15 protein-coding genes and 1 pseudogene are annotated in these 15,282 nt (G+C 69.3%); 6 read left to right on the top strand and 10 right to left on the bottom strand.

Features of this window, described 5'->3' with window-relative positions; genetic code table 11:
* Positions 1-12 precede the first annotated feature (12 nt).
* Positions 13-1,182 (bottom strand): CoA transferase, encoded by a 1,170-nt coding sequence (locus tag ABZT02_RS11685; protein WP_356016651.1) that lies wholly within the window; start codon positions 1,180-1,182, stop codon positions 13-15.
* Between the two features lie 152 nt (positions 1,183-1,334).
* On the bottom strand, positions 1,335-2,246 hold the full coding sequence (locus ABZT02_RS11680) for a LysR family transcriptional regulator (protein WP_356016648.1): 912 nt from the start codon (positions 2,244-2,246) through the stop codon (positions 1,335-1,337).
* Positions 2,247-2,595: 349 nt separating this feature from the next.
* Between ABZT02_RS11680 and ABZT02_RS11675 the strand changes: the two genes are divergently transcribed.
* Both ABZT02_RS11675 and ABZT02_RS11670 read left to right on the top strand, forming a co-directional pair.
* Positions 2,596-2,958 carry a metalloregulator ArsR/SmtB family transcription factor gene (locus ABZT02_RS11675; protein ID WP_356016646.1) on the top strand — a complete coding sequence of 121 codons (363 nt, stop codon included), beginning with the start codon at positions 2,596-2,598 and terminating at the stop codon, positions 2,956-2,958.
* On the top strand, positions 2,942-3,490 hold the full coding sequence (locus tag ABZT02_RS11670; protein WP_356016644.1) for an SRPBCC family protein: 549 nt from the start codon (positions 2,942-2,944) through the stop codon (positions 3,488-3,490). The genes ABZT02_RS11675 and ABZT02_RS11670 overlap by 17 nt, the downstream gene beginning before the upstream one ends.
* A gap of 421 nt (positions 3,491-3,911) precedes the next feature.
* Here the strand turns inward: ABZT02_RS11670 and ABZT02_RS11665 are convergent, their stop codons facing one another.
* From ABZT02_RS11665 to ABZT02_RS11650, 4 genes and pseudogenes are all read right to left on the bottom strand, one after another.
* A complete protein-coding gene (locus ABZT02_RS11665) occupies positions 3,912-4,676 on the bottom strand; it encodes an MBL fold metallo-hydrolase (protein ID WP_356016642.1) in 765 nt (254 codons plus the stop codon).
* On the bottom strand, positions 4,664-4,825 hold the full coding sequence (locus ABZT02_RS11660) for a hypothetical protein (protein WP_356016640.1): 162 nt from the start codon (positions 4,823-4,825) through the stop codon (positions 4,664-4,666). Before ABZT02_RS11660 ends, ABZT02_RS11665 begins: the two co-directional genes overlap by 13 nt.
* Positions 4,826-5,076: 251 nt before the next feature.
* Positions 5,077-5,423 (bottom strand): annotated as a pseudogene (locus tag ABZT02_RS11655) (DoxX family protein).
* 147 nt (positions 5,424-5,570) lie between these two features.
* Positions 5,571-6,065, bottom strand: coding sequence for a cupin domain-containing protein (locus tag ABZT02_RS11650; RefSeq protein ID WP_356016638.1), 495 nt, complete (start codon positions 6,063-6,065; stop codon positions 5,571-5,573).
* 80 nt (positions 6,066-6,145) lie between these two features.
* Here ABZT02_RS11650 and ABZT02_RS11645 point away from each other — a divergent pair, with 80 nt between their 5' ends.
* Positions 6,146-6,997 (top strand): LysR substrate-binding domain-containing protein, encoded by an 852-nt coding sequence (locus ABZT02_RS11645; RefSeq protein ID WP_356016636.1) that lies wholly within the window; start codon positions 6,146-6,148, stop codon positions 6,995-6,997.
* A 349-nt stretch (positions 6,998-7,346) separates the two neighbouring features.
* Here ABZT02_RS11645 and ABZT02_RS11640 read toward each other — a convergent pair whose 3' ends face one another.
* Complete coding sequence (locus tag ABZT02_RS11640) at positions 7,347-9,473, bottom strand: SpoIIE family protein phosphatase (RefSeq protein ID WP_356016634.1); 2,127 nt, start codon at positions 9,471-9,473, stop codon at positions 7,347-7,349.
* Between the two features lie 578 nt (positions 9,474-10,051).
* On the opposite strand from ABZT02_RS11640, the gene ABZT02_RS11635 reads away from it, so the two are divergent.
* Positions 10,052-10,885, top strand: coding sequence for a PIG-L family deacetylase (locus ABZT02_RS11635; RefSeq protein WP_356016632.1), 834 nt, complete (start codon positions 10,052-10,054; stop codon positions 10,883-10,885).
* A gap of 588 nt (positions 10,886-11,473) precedes the next feature.
* Here ABZT02_RS11635 and ABZT02_RS11630 read toward each other — a convergent pair.
* Positions 11,474-11,854, bottom strand: a complete 381-nt coding sequence (locus tag ABZT02_RS11630; RefSeq protein ID WP_356016630.1) for a helix-turn-helix domain-containing protein — start codon at positions 11,852-11,854, stop codon at positions 11,474-11,476.
* A gap of 150 nt (positions 11,855-12,004) precedes the next feature.
* Between ABZT02_RS11630 and ABZT02_RS11625 the strand changes: the two genes are divergently transcribed.
* On the top strand, positions 12,005-12,406 hold the full coding sequence (locus ABZT02_RS11625; protein WP_356016628.1) for a RidA family protein: 402 nt from the start codon (positions 12,005-12,007) through the stop codon (positions 12,404-12,406).
* Between the two features lie 284 nt (positions 12,407-12,690).
* Here the strand turns inward: ABZT02_RS11625 and ABZT02_RS11620 are convergent, their stop codons facing one another.
* Positions 12,691-13,065 carry a hypothetical protein gene (locus ABZT02_RS11620; RefSeq protein WP_356016626.1) on the bottom strand — a complete coding sequence of 125 codons (375 nt, stop codon included), beginning with the start codon at positions 13,063-13,065 and terminating at the stop codon, positions 12,691-12,693.
* Between the two features lie 41 nt (positions 13,066-13,106).
* Positions 13,107-13,538 carry an ATP-binding protein gene (locus ABZT02_RS11615; protein WP_356016624.1) on the bottom strand — a complete coding sequence of 144 codons (432 nt, stop codon included), beginning with the start codon at positions 13,536-13,538 and terminating at the stop codon, positions 13,107-13,109.
* Between the two features lie 404 nt (positions 13,539-13,942).
* Between ABZT02_RS11615 and ABZT02_RS11610 the strand changes: the two genes are divergently transcribed.
* Positions 13,943-14,914 (top strand): hypothetical protein, encoded by a 972-nt coding sequence (locus tag ABZT02_RS11610; protein WP_356016622.1) that lies wholly within the window; start codon positions 13,943-13,945, stop codon positions 14,912-14,914.
* Positions 14,915-15,282 lie beyond the last annotated feature (368 nt).

Raw genomic sequence — 15,282 nt, 5'->3', positions numbered from 1 at the left:
TTCCCGTGACGTTCAGCGGGCGGCGGCGTCGAGTTCGGCGAGGACGTCCTCGGTGTCCTGGCCCGCGACCGGCGCCAGCCGGCGGATCGAGCCGGGCGTGGCGGAGAACCGCACCGGGATGCCGATGGTGCGGACGGTGCCCTCGGTGGGGTGCTCGACGCTGTCCAGCAGATGGCCGTCGCGGACGTACGGGTCCTCGTGGGCGCGGTCCAGTTCCAGCACCGGGGCCATCGGGATACTGTGCTTGGCGCACACCTCCGCCCACTCCTCGGTGGTCAGCGCCGGGGCGCAGATCTCCAGGAGCGCGGCGAGATCCTCGTGGTCGGCGCTGTCGATGGCGTCCCCGTTGACGCGCGGGTCCTCGGCGAGGTCCGGGCGTCCGGCGGCGGTGAGGAAGTCCCGGTAGTTCTGCGGGTTGTACGGCATGACGCAGGCCAGGCCGTCCTTGGTGCGCACCGCCTTGTGGCCCTTGAGCATCGACAGCGCGAACCCGGTGGGGCCCGTCTCGGGCACATGGGTGTGGCCCGCGAGGTGCTCGACCAGGTTGAACGCGATCAGCGTGTCCGTCATCGGGATCTCGACGAGCTGGCCCCGGCCGGTCCGGCCCCGGTGCAGCAGGGCGGCGAGCACGCTGTAGGCGATGGTCAGCGAGGAGACCTTGTCGCCGATGATCGTCGGCAGGTAGACCGGCTCGCCGAGCGCCCGGTCGGCGATGTCGACCAGGCCGGAGGCCGCCTGCACGGTCTCGTCGTACGCGGCGTTGCCGGCGCGGTCGGAGTCGCTGCGGAAGCCCTGGGCGTGCGCGTAGACGAGTCCGGGGTTGCGGGCGGCGATGTCGTCGTAGGACAGGCCCAGGCGGTGCAGTGCGCCGGGCCGCATGTTGGTGATGAGCACGTCGGCGGTGTCGATCAGCTTCAGGGCCCGCTCGCGGTCGGCGTCGTCCTTGAGGTTGAGGGACACGCTGCGCTTGTTGCGGTTGACGTTGAGGTTCAGCGGGGTCATGCCCGGCGTGGTGCGGTAGTGGCCGACGCGGACGGTGTCGGCGGGCGACTCGATCTTGATCACGTCGGCGCCGAGGTCCCCGAGGATCTGGGCGGCATAGGGGCCCATCACCACGGTCGACAGGTCGATCACGCGGGTGCCCTCCAGGGGGCCGGTGACGGTGTTCTCGAGGTCCGTCATGGCTTTCGTTCACTCCTTGCTGCGCTCTTTCCGTGTATCTGGAAACTAAGTTACAGCGAGGGGTGTGGAGAAGGAAAGCCGAGGGAATGACCAAATGGCGAAAGGCGGTATGACCGCAGTGGTCATACCGCCTTTCGCAAGGTTTTCGTTGATTACGAGCGGAGCGGTTCGGCGAACACGTCGCGGGCCGCAGCCACGACTTCATCCAGGTCGCCGCCCTGGCCGCGGTCCTTGCGCCAGATCAAACCGGTCTCCAGTCGGGGATGGAAATCGGAGAACGGAAGGACGGTGACATTGTCCAGATGGTAATTCTGGACAGGGCTCCTGGGGTCCAGCATCGAAATGGAGAAGGCCAGCCCGCTGGACACTATCTCGGAAATTCCTTCGAAAGCGGCACTGTTTATTTCGATGCGCTTCCTGATGCCGAGTTCGGTCAGCTGCTGGTCGAGTCCGCGGAAGTACGCGTTGGTCACGGCCGTCGGGGAGACGACGTAGGCGAGTTCCGCCAGTTCCGTCAGGGCGACGGAGTCCCGCCCGTCGAACCGGTCCCTGGGGACGACCGCGCCCAGCCGTTCCGACATCACCGGCAGCAGTTCCAGTGCGGGGTCGCCGCCTGCCGGGAGGCGAGCGAGGGTCAGCGCGAGTCTGCCGTCGCAGACGGCGTCGACGAGCCGGTCGGTGCCGCCCGGCCAGCGCTTGATCTCGAATCGGTCGCAGACCCGCTCGGCCAGGGCCTCCATCCGCTCCCGCAGATCCGGATGGACGCCGCTGGGCACGCCCAGCAGCAGGGTGGCCCGCTGCGGCCGGGCTGTCTCGTCCAGCCGCCACTGGATGGAGTCGACCTGCTCCAGGACTCCCCGCGCGATCGGCAGCAGGGCGTTGCCGGCCTGAGTGAGTGTCACGTGGTGGGTGTCGCGGTCGAACAGCCGGTGTCCGAGTTCGCTTTCAAGATCCTTGATCCGTCTGCTCAGTGGGGAGGCCGCCATGTGCAGCTTGCGGGCCGCCGTCGAGAAGTTCAGTTCCTGGGCGACAGCGACGAAGTAACGCAGATGCAGGAGTTCCACGGTGCCCACCGTAAAGGGCGGGCGGCGGGGCTTGATCAAGAACCTGGCCGAGCGGTGAGGTCCGAGTCGTAGCGGGGCCAAGTGCTGTTCCACCTCGCTCGCTCGCTCGTCGGTCCGTCGTCCGGGGCACGGAGGCGGTCGGGAGGTCCTGCCGGTGCTGTGAGGCCGTGGGTTCGCCGGCAGGGCGCGGCAGGCGTGCTCAGGTCCGCGATCCCATGACGTACTCGGGCTTGCGGCGGTCTTCCGCCTGCCCGCGGTTCCAGCCGTCATTCGTCGCGCAGCGCCCTCCTGGGATGCGGCCAGGGCGGCGGTGCGTTGACACATGCCCATATGGGCATACGATGACGTCATGGCACGAGCGGCGACGACCTCGGACGCGTTCAACGCGATCGCAGAACCGCAGCGGCGGGAGATCCTGGTGCTGCTGCGGGGTGGCGAGCGGCCCGTGAACGACCTGGCGCGGAACCTGGGGATGACCCAGCCGCAGGCGTCCAAGCACCTGCGGGTCCTCCGCGAGGTCGGGCTCGTGCGGGTCCGCGGGGCGGGCAAACAGCGCCTGTACGGCCTGGACGCCCGCGGACTGCAGCCGGTGCATGAGTGGCTCGGCGGCTTCGAGCGGTTCTGGAGCGGGAGCTTCGACCGGCTGGACGAGTACGTGCAGGACCTGAAACAGGCAAGGCGGGAGGAACCATCCAATGGCGACGACCAGTAGCGGCGGCACGCCCGGAGACGCGACCGCGGACCGCGAGATCGTGATGTCCAGAGTCATCAGTGCACCACGGGAGCTGGTGTTCGAAGCGTTCACGCAGGTCCGGCACCTGTCGCGGTGGTGGGGGCCGGAGGGGTTCTCCACCACCACGCGGTCCTTCGAGTTCCGCGTCGGCGGGGCCTGGGATTTCGTGATGCACGGACCGGACGGGACCGACTACCAGGAGTGGATCACCTGGCGGGAGATCGTCCCGTCGGAGCGGATCGCGCTGCTGCACGGCGAGTCCCGCGACGATCCCAACGCCTTCGAGTCGGTCCTGGCCTTCGAGCCGGCCGGCGACGAGACCCGGATCGTGATGCGCACGGTCTTCCCCACCAAGGAGCTCCGGGACGAGGCGGTGGAGAAGTACCACGCGATCGAGGGCGGCCGGCAGACCCTGCGCAACCTGGCGGCCTACGTCGCGGAGCTCCCCCGGAACGACACCAGCCGGAACGCTGCCGCTGCCTCCTCGGAATACCGGCACCACGACTGGTGACGCCTGGTCACAGTGCAGCGTTGACCTGTGGCCCGGTCAATCGAATTACGGCTCAGCCCGCGGCCGGTCACGGCACAGCCGGTTCCTGCCCGGCGCCGGGGTGAGTGAGGGGCGCCGGCGTCGTGGTGCCGGTTGATGCTCCGAGGGCTGAAACCTCGGCTGTGGCCGGCGGGCACGCACCGGGGACAGGTCGACGGCGCGGCCCGCCGATCCGGCAAGCCGCGGCCGACGGTGCAAGTGAGCCCCGAGCGAGGGCTGTCACGCATCGTGGCGCGACCCCGAACTCGGCACGGGTGGTGTGCCCGTGGCTGCGGGATTCGGTCGAGGCGACGCCGCAGCGGCCATCAGCGCCGCCTCGGGCCGGCCTGGTCAGGATGTCGACCCGGCAGACCGCCAAGGGCCCCCCGAGTCCCGGAAGGCCCTACCGTCCTCGCGCCTGCTCCTGGTTCGACCGGTGGGGCCGGTAGAGCCAGTCCGCATGCGGCCCCAGACGCGCGTCGACCGGTTCCTCTCCTCGCCGCAGCGCGTCGACGTAGGCACGATCGGAAGCGACGCGCGCCGCCACCTGGGGACCCACGGCAACGGCGCCATGGCCGGGGACCACGACATCGACGCGCCTGGCGGCCTCATCCAGCCGGTCGAGTGCCTTCTCGTAGGCGCCCACCTGATCGTCCTGGCGTACGTCGAAGAGGGGGATCAGTACGTCGGAGAGCATGTCGCCGACGAGCAGAACGCCGCGGTCCGCGAGGAGGATGGCGGCGTGGCCGACGGCGTGCGCCTGATGCTCGATGATCTCACCCGGCACGGGTGCGCCGTCCGCGGGCAGCGGGGTGATGAGTGCGACCAGGTCGAGGGGGATGCCGGATGCGCTCTCCGCCGCCATCGCCTGCGCCCGCTCTCGGGCCTCACCGGCGACGTGGGCGGCGGCCGGGGTGGCGTAGCGCGGCACGTCGCCGAACCGGGAATGCCAGAGCAGGTGGTCCCAGTGGGGGTGGGTGCAGAACCCGGCGACCACCGGGACACCCAGTTGGTCCACGGCATCGGCGAGTTGGTCCAACTCGGAGCCGTTGATGCCGGGATCGATCAGGATCAACCCGTCGTCCCCGCGCACCACGACGGAATTGCTCCAGACCCACTCGCTCTGGCGGACCCAGACGCCGTCGGCCACCTGATTCAGCGTGCCCATCTCAACTCCCATCCGTTGGTTACAGGGCTGAGACCGCGATCCGCAGCCAAACTCATCGCTTTCAGCGCAGGCTGCTCCCGGTAGGGGCCACCGTCGAAATCCGCCGCCCCACCGGCATCCGGCTCGAGGAGTTCCTGGAGATCGGTCATCGGAGCATTATCAGTGACAAACCGCCCACTGCCTCGTCGCGAGAGCCGGTGGGGAACGGAGCAGATGATCACCGAGAGCCGACGAGCACCGGATGGCCGCTGCACGGCGGCCGATGACAAGCGAGGACGCAGAAGCGGAAGCCGATGCCGCGGATGAGGCTGCCGCGGACGGGGACTCATGAGCAAGGGCGGGCGGCCATGGGGTGTGGGCCGGCCTGCAGGCCTATCCACCGGTCGAGAACTGCGCTCGATCACAGACCGGTGGCCGGCCAGATGGTCACGGCCGCGGTGGCGATGAGCGCAAGGTTGAGTGTGATCCGGCGGTCTTCGCCAGTCAGGTGGACGGCGACCGCGCCGATCTGCAAAAGAACGAAGCCGATCACCGCGGCTGTCGCCAGCGAAGGGGCGATGCCGGTCAGCGGCGGAAGGATCAGTCCGGTCGCGCCGTCCCCAGAGCCCTTACGACGGGCAACGGCATGCGGTCGACCCAGACCATCATCGGACGGAGTCGATCGCGGCTGCGGACCACCTTCATCGCGCCCGCGTAGAAGTAGAAGAGGGCGAGTGGGCCCGCGACAATCCAATAGGCGATCTTCATCATTCCCGTTCGTGGGCACCGGCTCACCGGAGCCCCGTCGATTGCGTAAATGGCCGGAAGAGCTCTGGAGAACCGGACAGTGAAGGGCGGAAGCGCCACGGCCCGCCGGTGGGGAGGGAGCCGCCCGGGCCGCACGAACCGGCGGCTTCAGGCGCGTTCGGTGGCGGGTCCGGTCGCGTAGCGATTCATCGCGTCGATGTTGGCCAGTGGCGTCAGCGGCCGGCCTCCGGCGAGCATCTTCTGGAGGTCCCGGAAGTAGTGCACGTACAGGTCGGGGGTGAAGGTGCTGAGCATGACGGCGGGGTGGTCGGTCAGGTTGGCGAAGGTGTGCGGGGTGCCGGGTGGGACCATGACGAGCGTGCCCGCGGTGGCCTCGTACTCCTTGTCACCGACGGTGAACCGCACAGTGCCGGCGAGGATGTAGAAGCCCTCGTCGTGTTGGGCATGGCGGTGCTGGGGCGGTCCCTGCGTGTGCGGGGCGAGGATGGACTCGGCTATCGCGAGGCGGTGCCCGGTGTGACTGCCGTCCTCCAGAACGCGCATGCGCGTGGTGCCCAGAACGATCGTCTCGCCATCGCCGGGACCAACCACCGATACGGCGGGGTCGGTCTGCGGCTCGCTGGTCCTGGCTTCTTCGGTCATGCTCCGAGTGCACCGCCGGGGCCGTGTCAGTGTCCAAGACCTGTCCCGCGACGCCGATACCCGGTGGGTATTGTTGCAGCGTGGAGCTACGGACCTTGCGCTACTTCGTGGCGGTCGCCGAGGAACTCCACTTCGGCCGGGCCGCCACCCGACTGCACATGAGCCAGCCGCCGCTGAGCCGGGCGATCAAGCAGTTGGAGGCGGAGGTCGGCGCCCTGCTGTTCGCCCGCTCCCCAGCCGGTGTCATGCTCACGCCGGTGGGTACGGTGCTGCTGGACGAGGCGCGGGCGCTGCTCGACCACGCCGACCGTGTCCGTGTACGCGTGAGCGCGGCGGCCGGCGTCACGACCATCACCGTCGGCATCCTGGGGGACGGCACCGACCCGGGAGTGTCCAGGCTGGCCGCCGCCTACCGCCGGCGCCACCCCGGCATCGAGATCCGCGTCCGTGACACCGATCTGACCGACCCGACGTGCGGGCTGCGCGCCGGGCTGGTCGACGTGGCCTTGACTCGAGCGCCGTTCGACGAGACCGCCCTCACCGTGCGTGTGCTGCGGACCGATCCGGTCGGCGTCGTCCTGCGCGCCGATGATCCGCTGGCCCGCCGCGACCGGCTGCGGCTGGCCGAGCTGAGCGACCGCCCCTGGTTCCGGTTCCCCCGGGGGACCGACCCCGTCTGGCAGTCGTACTGGAACGGCGGCAGGCCGCGTGAGGGCCCCGTGGTACGCGCCGTCCAGGAATGCCTGCATGCAGTGCTGTGGAACGGCACGGTCGGCCTGGCCCCGCTCGGACACGACCTGCCCGCGGAGTTGACCGTGGTACCGCTGAACGACATGGCGCCCAGCCGAGTGGTGGCGGTGTGGAACGAGGGTGACACCAACCCGTTGATCCGCTCTTTCATCGAGATCGCGACAGCCGCGTACCGCCGCTGAGCACCGGGCTCTGGCTCCTTGGGGGCGCGCGGCGGCGCCCCGGCTCCCGGGCACGTAGCGGTGGAGGCGGGCGTAGGCGGTCACTTTGGCGGTGAGACGGTCGGGGCTGATGGTGGCTACGTCGGCCTCGATGAACGCCCGTAACGTTGCCCCGCATTGACGGTTGACGGGACCATGGCGGTGGCACCGGAGGGCGTCGGGGATGACCAACTCATGGCTCGCATCCACCTGGCTCGTGAGTCCGTCAACCCGTCGCGGTCCGTGGCTCGGAAGGGAGCCTGGGCCGGAGCCGAGCCGCCCGCCGTTCCATGACCGGCCTCTGCATCTCCGGCCGGTTTTCGGATGAGCTTCACCCGGGACGCCGGATGGGCACGTCTGCGCGGTGAGATGGGAAGGATCGGGCGCGGGCGATGAGCAGGGCGACGTCGTCGTGGTCGCCGGGGTGTCTGAGCTCGGCGAGGAGTCGGTCGCAGGTTTCCTCCAGCGGCGATGCGGGTGTGTCGAGGAGACGGAGGAGGATCTCGAGGCGTTCGTCGATGGAGTCCTGGCGGGTTTCGACCAGTCCGTCGGTGTAGAGGACCAACCGGTCGCCGGGGCCGAAGGGGAGGGTGGTCGTTTCGAACGGGACGCCCCCCACGCCGAGCGGCGCGCCGGTGGGCAGGTCGAGGAGGCGCGGGTGCCCACCCCTGGGGACGAGAGCGGGGGGCAGGTGGCCGGCATTGGCGATGCGGCACTCGCGGCGGTGGGGATCGTAGACGGCGTAGACGCAGGTGGCGATGTACTGCTCCAACCCGGCGGTGATCGAGTCGAGTTGCTCGAGGACTTGGGCGGGGCCGAGGTTGAGGCCGGCGAAGGCGGTCGTGGCGGTGCGCAGGCGGCCCATGGCGGCGGCGGCCTCGATGCCGCTGCCCATGACGTCGCCCACGACGAGCGCCGTCCTGTCGTCGCCGAGGGGGAGGACGTCGTACCAGTCGCCGCCGATCTCGTAGGCGGTCTGTGCGGGCCGGTAGCGGGATGCGACCTGCAGGCCGGGCAGGTCGGGCGGGGTGGTCGGGAGCAGGCTGCGCTGGAGGGTCTCGGCCGCGTTGCGCATGTGCTGGTGCGCGCGGGCGTTGTCGATGCACACCGCGGCGCGGGAGGCCAGTTCGGCGGCGATGGCGAGGTCGTCCTCGTCGAACGGACGTGGATCCCGGGCCCGCGTCAGCCCCAGGAAACCGAGGGTGGCGCCGCGGGCGCTGAGGGGGACGGCCAGATAGGAGTGCACACCGGCGCGGGCCAGCAGCAAGGCCGCGTGCTCGTCGCGGGCGATGTGCGACAGGTCGTGTCCGTCGGTGTGGGGGACCAGGATGGGCCGGCCGGTGCGCACGCATCGAGTGGCCAGACGGTCGGGTTCGTACGTGGTGATCCGGCCGGGCGGGTCGGCGGCCGTGGCGGCGTCGGTGGGGTAGGCGGCCTTGACCGCGAGGGCGCGGAAGAGCGCGGGGCCGTCGTGGGTGGCGGGGCGGTGCTCGTCGAGGACGGAGTCGAGCACGTCGACGGCGGCCACGTCGGCGAACTCGGGGACGATGACGTCCGCCAGTTCCCGGGCCGTCTGGTCGGCGTCCAGGGTGGTGCCGATGCGGGCGGCCCCGTCAGCGATCAGCGCCAGACGGCGCCGCGTCTCCGTGGCCTCCCGGGCCGACCGGTAGCGGTCGGTGATGTCCACGACCAGCTCGGCCACCCCGAGAACACGGCCCCTGGTGTCCTCCAGCCGGTACACCGAGATCGCCCAGGCGTGCTGCTCCGGGCCGGCGCGGGTGCGGCCGACGATGGGAGATCGGTCGATCACCGGCACCCCGGTACGCAGGACCTGCCGCATCGCGGCCTCGGCCTCCTCGAACTCCGCGGCGCTCATGACCGCGCGGTAGTGCCGGCCGAGGTGCTCTGCCTGGGAGATGCCGTGGATGCGCTCGAGGGCGGGGTTGACCGCCACGTACGTCAGGTCGGTGTCGAGGATCGCGATGCCGATGGGGGACTGGGAGACCAGCCGGGTGGACAGCGCGAGCTCCCGTTCCACCTGCCGCAGCCTGGGTGAGTCGGTCCCGAGTCCCAGGGCGTAGAAGTCGCCGCGGTCGTCCAGGAGCCGCATGTTGCGCAGCTCCACCAGTCGTGTGCCGCCGTCCTTGCACCGGATGGGGAAGGTGCCGCCCCAGCTCTGTCCGCTCTCCATGACCTCGGCGAACTTCTTGATCACCCACTCCCACTGCTCGGTGTGGACCAGTAGCTGGGCGGCGTACTGCCCGAGCGCCTCCTGGGCCGTGTAGCCGTACAGCTCCTCGGCCTGCGGACTCCACAGAACGACCCGCCCCTCGGCATCCAGCAGCACCGCGGCCACGCTGAGGAGGTCTATCAGCCCGCTGGGCTGCGGCGGCTCGTCCTCGGGACGGCGGGCGTCGGCCCGGCCGGGGTCCAGGGCAGACCGATCGGCTTCGTCCATCGCCGGCACTCCTTCCGCCGGCCGACGCCACAGGAGTCCGTCGGCCTCGGAGCACGCCTGCCAGCGTCTGCAGGCGCTGCGACTTCCATGGTCCCCCCGAGCACCCGACAACACACCCCCATCCAGTGGGTGATCTCCGGCGGCCCTTTGACTCCACCGGTCCCTGGGCCGGGGTCTGGCGGGTCACTGACCCGGAGCGCGAACTGTCAGCGAGCTTCCCCGGCCATGTGTGGGAGCTGCGGAGACCGCGATCAGCGCGCGGTGGTCTCCGAGGTCGTCGGTGTATGTCTCGTGTGCTCTGGCCGTCCAGGTGCGGTCGGATCCGATGCGGCGTCGAGATCCGCAGGCCGGACAAGTACCTCGTTCGCGTTGAAACGCCGAGGTATGGAAAACAAGCGGCCGCGCCGGGAACAGTGGGTCCGGTCGGCACGGTTGCATCGACCGAGGGACCGGGACCGTACGGGCGGGGAACACGGAGACCACAAGGTCGACCGTCCGACCAGGATCCGGCCCCAGGATCGCGGCCCAGCCTGCCGCGCACTTGGATCAAGACGTATGTCCACAGGAGGACTGTTTTCATGACTGACCGGCCTTTGACGCTCATGGCAGTGCACGCCCACCCCGACGACGAGGCCACGGGGACCGGAGGGGTCCTGGCGCGGTATGCGGCGGAGGGAATCCGCACGGTTCTCGTGACGTGTACCGACGGCGGCTGCGGTGACGGACCCGGGGGCGTCAAGCCGGGCGATCCCGGGCACGATCCGGCGGCGGTCGCCTTGATGCGCCGTCAGGAACTTGAGGCGAGCTGTGACGTCCTCAAAATCAGCGATCTGGAAATGCTGGACTATGCCGACTCCGGAATGATGGGCTGGCCGAGCAACGACGCCCCCGGATCCTTCTGGCAGACCCCCGTGCAGGAAGGCGCCGCGCGACTGGCGGAACTCATGCGGCACTACCGGCCCGATGTGGTCGTCACCTACGACGAGAACGGCTTTTACGGCCACCCCGACCATATCCAGGCCCACCGCATCACGATGGCGGCGCTGGAGATGACCGAGCTGACACCGAAGGTGTACTGGACCACGATGCCCCGCTCGATGATGCAGCGGTTCGGCGAGCTCATGCGCGAGTTCCATGAGGACATGCCGGAGCCGGATCCCGCCGAGACCGCCGCGATGGCCGAGATCGGCCTCCCTGACGATGAGATCACCACGTGGGTGGACACCACCGCGTTCAGCGGCCAGAAGTTCGACGCGTTGGCCGCGCACGCCAGTCAGGGCGAGAACATCTTTTTCCTCAAGATGGGCAAGGAGAGGTTCGGCGAGTTGATGGGCATGGAGACCTTCGTACGCGTCCAGGACGCCACCGGCGCGGCGGTACCTGAGACCGATCTCTTCGCCGGACTGCGCTGACGGACCCGTCCGACCGGCCGGGAAGGCGCATCGAGAGGCGGTTGCCCCTCGGGGTGATCGTGGATCGCACGCCCCTTCCCGGCCGTGCCGGTGCTTGCGGTGGCTGGCGCGTGTGTCCTCCGGGTTCGACCGAGAGGACCGGCCAGCACCACTGATGGCGGTCCCACGGAGGGACAGACAGTTGCGGGCCGTGCACCTGCGGGCTGTGACGTACACCGCGCGCTGTCGCGGTGGAGTCTGGGAGCGGGCCGCCGGCTCGTGCCGATACCGCCGAGCGCGGTGAGCCCCTTTGAGGACCCCATGCGCACGCCGGGCGCACCCTCTCCGGCGGTGACACGGGCGAACCAGAGTTGAGGACCTGCCGCAAGGGCGGCTACACCTTCGGCGTTCACTCCGGCGCCCTTCTCATGTCCGGGGTCGGCCGACTCCACCCGTATGCAGGGGGCAGGTGCCTCCACCCGGACCCAGCCGACCGTCATCGCGGCCCGCCCGCCCAGACGAGGCCCCGTGCCCAACGACGTCCTTGACCGTCGAGGGCCCTCGGGCATCGCGAACGGCTGGATGCCTCACGCGCGTGCTGTGCGTCCGTCAGTCATCGAACCGACGGCGGGCGGCCTCGATATGACCGAGGTACTGGTGGGTCCAGCCGCACATTCCGTCCACCGTGGCTCGCAGGGCCTGGCCCGGCTCGGTGAGGGTGTACTCGACCCGCGGCGGCACGGTGGGGTGCACCTTGCGCTCGACCAGGCCGTAGCGCTCCAGCATGCGCAGGTTCTGGGTGAGCATCTTGTGGCTGACGCCCTCGACCTCGTTGCGCAGCTCGCTGAAGCGCAGGGTGCGCTCTCCGAGAGCCTCGATGATCAGGAACGCCCACTTGTTGGCGACGTCCGAGAAGATCTCCCGCGCCAACGAGTCCGCGCGCCGCAGGTCCGCGTCTTCGGGCGAGCCCGTGAACTGCTTGGTCACCATCTGGTTCCCCAGTCACTGCAAAGTGCGTTCTTCCAGGTCAACGGACACCCTCCTACAGTTCCCGAGTAACCACAAGAGAGCACGTGTCGTCTTGGTTTCGTGAAGCGCACCCGAGAACCCGCGGGCTCTCATGACAATGAGGCAGGCAGGATGAGCACCATCGACGTCTTCAACCACAACGTGCCGGCCGAGAGCGACTTCGGATACTCGCAGGCGATCAAGTCCGACGACCTGGTCCACGTCTCCGGGCAGCTCTCGCTCGACGAGAGCGGCAACTTCCTCCATGCGGACGACTTCGCAGCCCAGCTCAAGCAGACCTACGCCAACTTCGACAAGGTCCTGAATTACTACGGCGCCACCCGCAACCAAATCATCGCGCAGACCCTGTACGTGGTGAACCTGCGCCAGAACGCCCAGGCGACCGCGGAAGGCAACCTGACGTACTTCGGTGACCACCGACCGGTCAGCACAGTCCTCGGCGTCACTGAACTGACCTTCCCCGGCCAGGTCATCGAGACCAGCTTCGTCATCGACACCAAGCTGGCCGCCTGAGCCCGATCAGGTACGGCAGGACGTGAGCAGCGACGGTCTAGAGAGCTGCACGCCGCGGGGACCGTCGGTTCACCAGGGTGCCGAGTGCAAACGTGCCGACTGCGATGCACCTCTTCGCCGGGAACCGGCCAGGTATCCGCGGGTGCGGGGCGGACCTCACAGCCGTCCGGCCGTGCGGATCAGGCCCGCGAGGGCGGGGAGAGCGGCCGAGTCGGACAAGATCTGAAGGCAAGGGCAGGCAGTCCGGGAGCCGAGTCTCGCTCGTCAGGGTTGCCTGCCACAGGTCACGCGTCCGGGCCCGTGCTCGTCCGAGCGCGCCTTTCCGTGCGGTAGTCGTAGTACGCCCACGCCACCACCGCCACGCCGGCCGTGAGTCCGACCGTCACGATCCGTACGGCGCCGCTGGTCAGGGCTGCGGCCAGACCGGTGAGCCCCGCGCCGCACAGCATGAGCACGCGACTGACGAAGCGCTGCCGGGGTGGTTGTGGGTCCTCTCGGTCCTTGAGGTCGTGCACGGCGTCACGAGCCGGGTGTGCGGATCCGCGCCGGACACGGGCCCGGTATGTCAGCCCGTAGCTGATCAGTGCGTACAGCGCGAGAGCGCCAAGGATCCAGAGCCAGGCGTACGGGTCGTCACTTGATCCTCGTGCCAGATTCATGACGCCTGTCCTCCACAACGGGCTTCACCGGTGAGCAGATCTCAACTGCGGCTGTCCTTACGGTCGGTGGCGGCAGCGGGGTCGGCGGGGCGGAAGCAGGCCGTCACCGTCTTGCCGTGCCGTTGGCACCTCGTTCCCCACTCGTCGGCGAGCTTGCCCACGATGGACACCCCGCGGCCGGAGACCGCGCCCTGCTCCGGTTCGCGCTGCTGCGGCAGCGAAGGGTCCTCGTCGTGGACGCTCACCTGAAGACAGTCGCCGTCCCAGGTGAGGACCAGGTGTGCGTCGCTGTGGGCGTGGACGTGCGCATTGGTGATCAGCTCGGACACCGCCAGCACGATGGCGTCCACCGTGTCCGGTTCGGCAGCGGTCCACGGCAGGGACTCAAGCCGCCTGCGTGTCCACTCCCGGCCGACCCGCACTCCTTCGGACATGGGGAACGAGTGCGCCCACCCCATCGCCTTCACCGCCACTCCGACTTCCTCTCCTCGGCCCACCAAACGTCGCGATCAGGCATCGTGTACCCGGCCCCCGGCCCAACAGGCATGAAGACACCTTTCCTTGCGGGGCGCGTTCGCGCCGATGGACGTGGCGGGCCGGACGGACCCTGCCCGCACCCGGCCTTCGACCACTACGTGAACCGCCGGTGAGCCGAGGCTCCCGACGGCCGAACCCACAGCTGATGCGGCGCCAGCCGCTCAACGGTCCCCACGACGGGAAGTCATCGAACACGCCACATCGAACACGCCACATCAGATGACGTGTTAGGCCACGAGGGCTATCTTCCGGCCGCGACTCCGGCAGTCACCGACAGGCGCACCGCAGTCTGCCTCTGGCGCCACAGCGGTGGCCCGAGCCGCAGCCCAAGGAGAGGTTCATGCCCCGACTCCCGCATCTGGCCGGTATCGCCGCGACCGCCGTCGCCCTCGGCGTGCTCGCATCAGCTCCAGCATCGGGTGACGAGCCGGTCGTGTCTCACCCGCGGGTCGTCGCCCACTTCGACTTCGCCGCAGGGGAGACACCCGAGAACATCGCGGTCGAACCCGACGGCTCCGCCGACCTGACCTTCGCTTTCGCCCGGCAGGTCGCCAACGTCACCCGGCATGGAGACATTCGCAGACGCGTCACCCTGCCCGCTGTCGCGAACCCGAACACCCCCATCGTCCACAACGCCATCGTTCTCGGCATCGCCCGCGCCCACGACGGCACCCTCTACGTCAACTACGCCACCGGAACCAGCAAGACCGGCATCTGGCGTATCGCACCTGACGGCAGCAGGCCCAAGCAGATCGCGAAGCTTCCGGCGAACGGGCTGCCCAACGGCCTCGCCCTCGACGAGCACCGGGGCGTGCTGTACGCGGCCGACTCGGTGCGGGGAATCGTCTGGCGCGTGCCGATGACAGGAGGCGAGCCCACCGCGTGGGCCACGGGAACGGCCCTCGCCCCGGTCCCGTCCGGAACGGGCTTCGGCGTCAACGGCATCAAGGTCCACGACGACGCCGTCTGGGTGTCCAACACCGACCGCGGGACGCTGCTGCGCATCCCCGTACGCCGGAACGGCTCCGCCGGCATGATCGAGGTCCGGGCGACAGGGCTCGACGGCATCGACGACTTCGCGTTCACCTCACGCCACGCGGACACGGTGCTCGCCGCAGTGAACGGCGCCAACCAGGTCGTGGTGGTGTGCCCGGGCGGTTCCCACTCCGTCGTTCTCACCCAGCAGGACGGGCTCTCGAACCCGACCTCCGTGGCCGTACGCGACCGGACGGTCTACGTCCCCAGCGCCTCGTACTTCGCCACCGAGCCGGACCCGAATCTCCTCTTGGCCCACCTGAACCATGGACAGTGACCACGTCTGAGCGACCTGGAACGAGTGAGGTCGGGCCGTGGGAGATGCCGGCCGCTTCCGTGACCCGGCGCAGGCCCACACGATCCGGCCGTACCGAGCGATCAGCCCGGCGTCGTCCAAGATCTCCTTGCGCGCCTGTTCAGGTGTGTGCGTGCCAAGAGTGGCGGCGTGGCTACCTGATCTGACTCACCCCACCCCGTCGCCGCGTCGGCGTACTCGGTGGCCTCGAACATGTCCTGCCCAGCGGGCCTGATCTATGGTGTGGCCCGCGGCCGCCGTTCTATTGTTCGGTCTTCACACACCGGTGACCAACGGTGGCCGTATTCGCGCCGCCCGCCCTGCCGTCCGAGGGCAGGGGCATACGCGTG

This window comes from Streptomyces sp. NPDC005402, assembly GCF_040606575.1.
Taxonomy (GTDB): Bacteria; Actinomycetota; Actinomycetes; order Streptomycetales; family Streptomycetaceae; genus Streptomyces.
Note: the sequence above shows the minus strand (reverse complement) of the source record. Positions and strands in the feature narration are given on the sequence as shown.

Coding starts and splice junctions, on each gene's coding strand:
- ABZT02_RS11625 (WP_356016628.1), top strand. CDS start 12,005: ATGAGCACCATCGACGTCTTCAACCACAACGTGCCGGCCGAGAGCGAC.
- ABZT02_RS11670 (WP_356016644.1), top strand. CDS start 2,942: ATGGCGACGACCAGTAGCGGCGGCACGCCCGGAGACGCGACCGCGGAC.
- ABZT02_RS11650 (WP_356016638.1), bottom strand. CDS start 6,065: ATGACCGAAGAAGCCAGGACCAGCGAGCCGCAGACCGACCCCGCCGTA.
- ABZT02_RS11660 (WP_356016640.1), bottom strand. CDS start 4,825: ATGACCGATCTCCAGGAACTCCTCGAGCCGGATGCCGGTGGGGCGGCG.
- ABZT02_RS11685 (WP_356016651.1), bottom strand. CDS start 1,182: ATGACGGACCTCGAGAACACCGTCACCGGCCCCCTGGAGGGCACCCGC.
- ABZT02_RS11630 (WP_356016630.1), bottom strand. CDS start 11,854: ATGGTGACCAAGCAGTTCACGGGCTCGCCCGAAGACGCGGACCTGCGG.
- ABZT02_RS11665 (WP_356016642.1), bottom strand. CDS start 4,676: ATGGGCACGCTGAATCAGGTGGCCGACGGCGTCTGGGTCCGCCAGAGC.
- ABZT02_RS11620 (WP_356016626.1), bottom strand. CDS start 13,065: ATGAATCTGGCACGAGGATCAAGTGACGACCCGTACGCCTGGCTCTGG.
- ABZT02_RS11675 (WP_356016646.1), top strand. CDS start 2,596: ATGGCACGAGCGGCGACGACCTCGGACGCGTTCAACGCGATCGCAGAA.
- ABZT02_RS11610 (WP_356016622.1), top strand. CDS start 13,943: ATGCCCCGACTCCCGCATCTGGCCGGTATCGCCGCGACCGCCGTCGCC.
- ABZT02_RS11635 (WP_356016632.1), top strand. CDS start 10,052: ATGACTGACCGGCCTTTGACGCTCATGGCAGTGCACGCCCACCCCGAC.
- ABZT02_RS11640 (WP_356016634.1), bottom strand. CDS start 9,473: ATGGACGAAGCCGATCGGTCTGCCCTGGACCCCGGCCGGGCCGACGCC.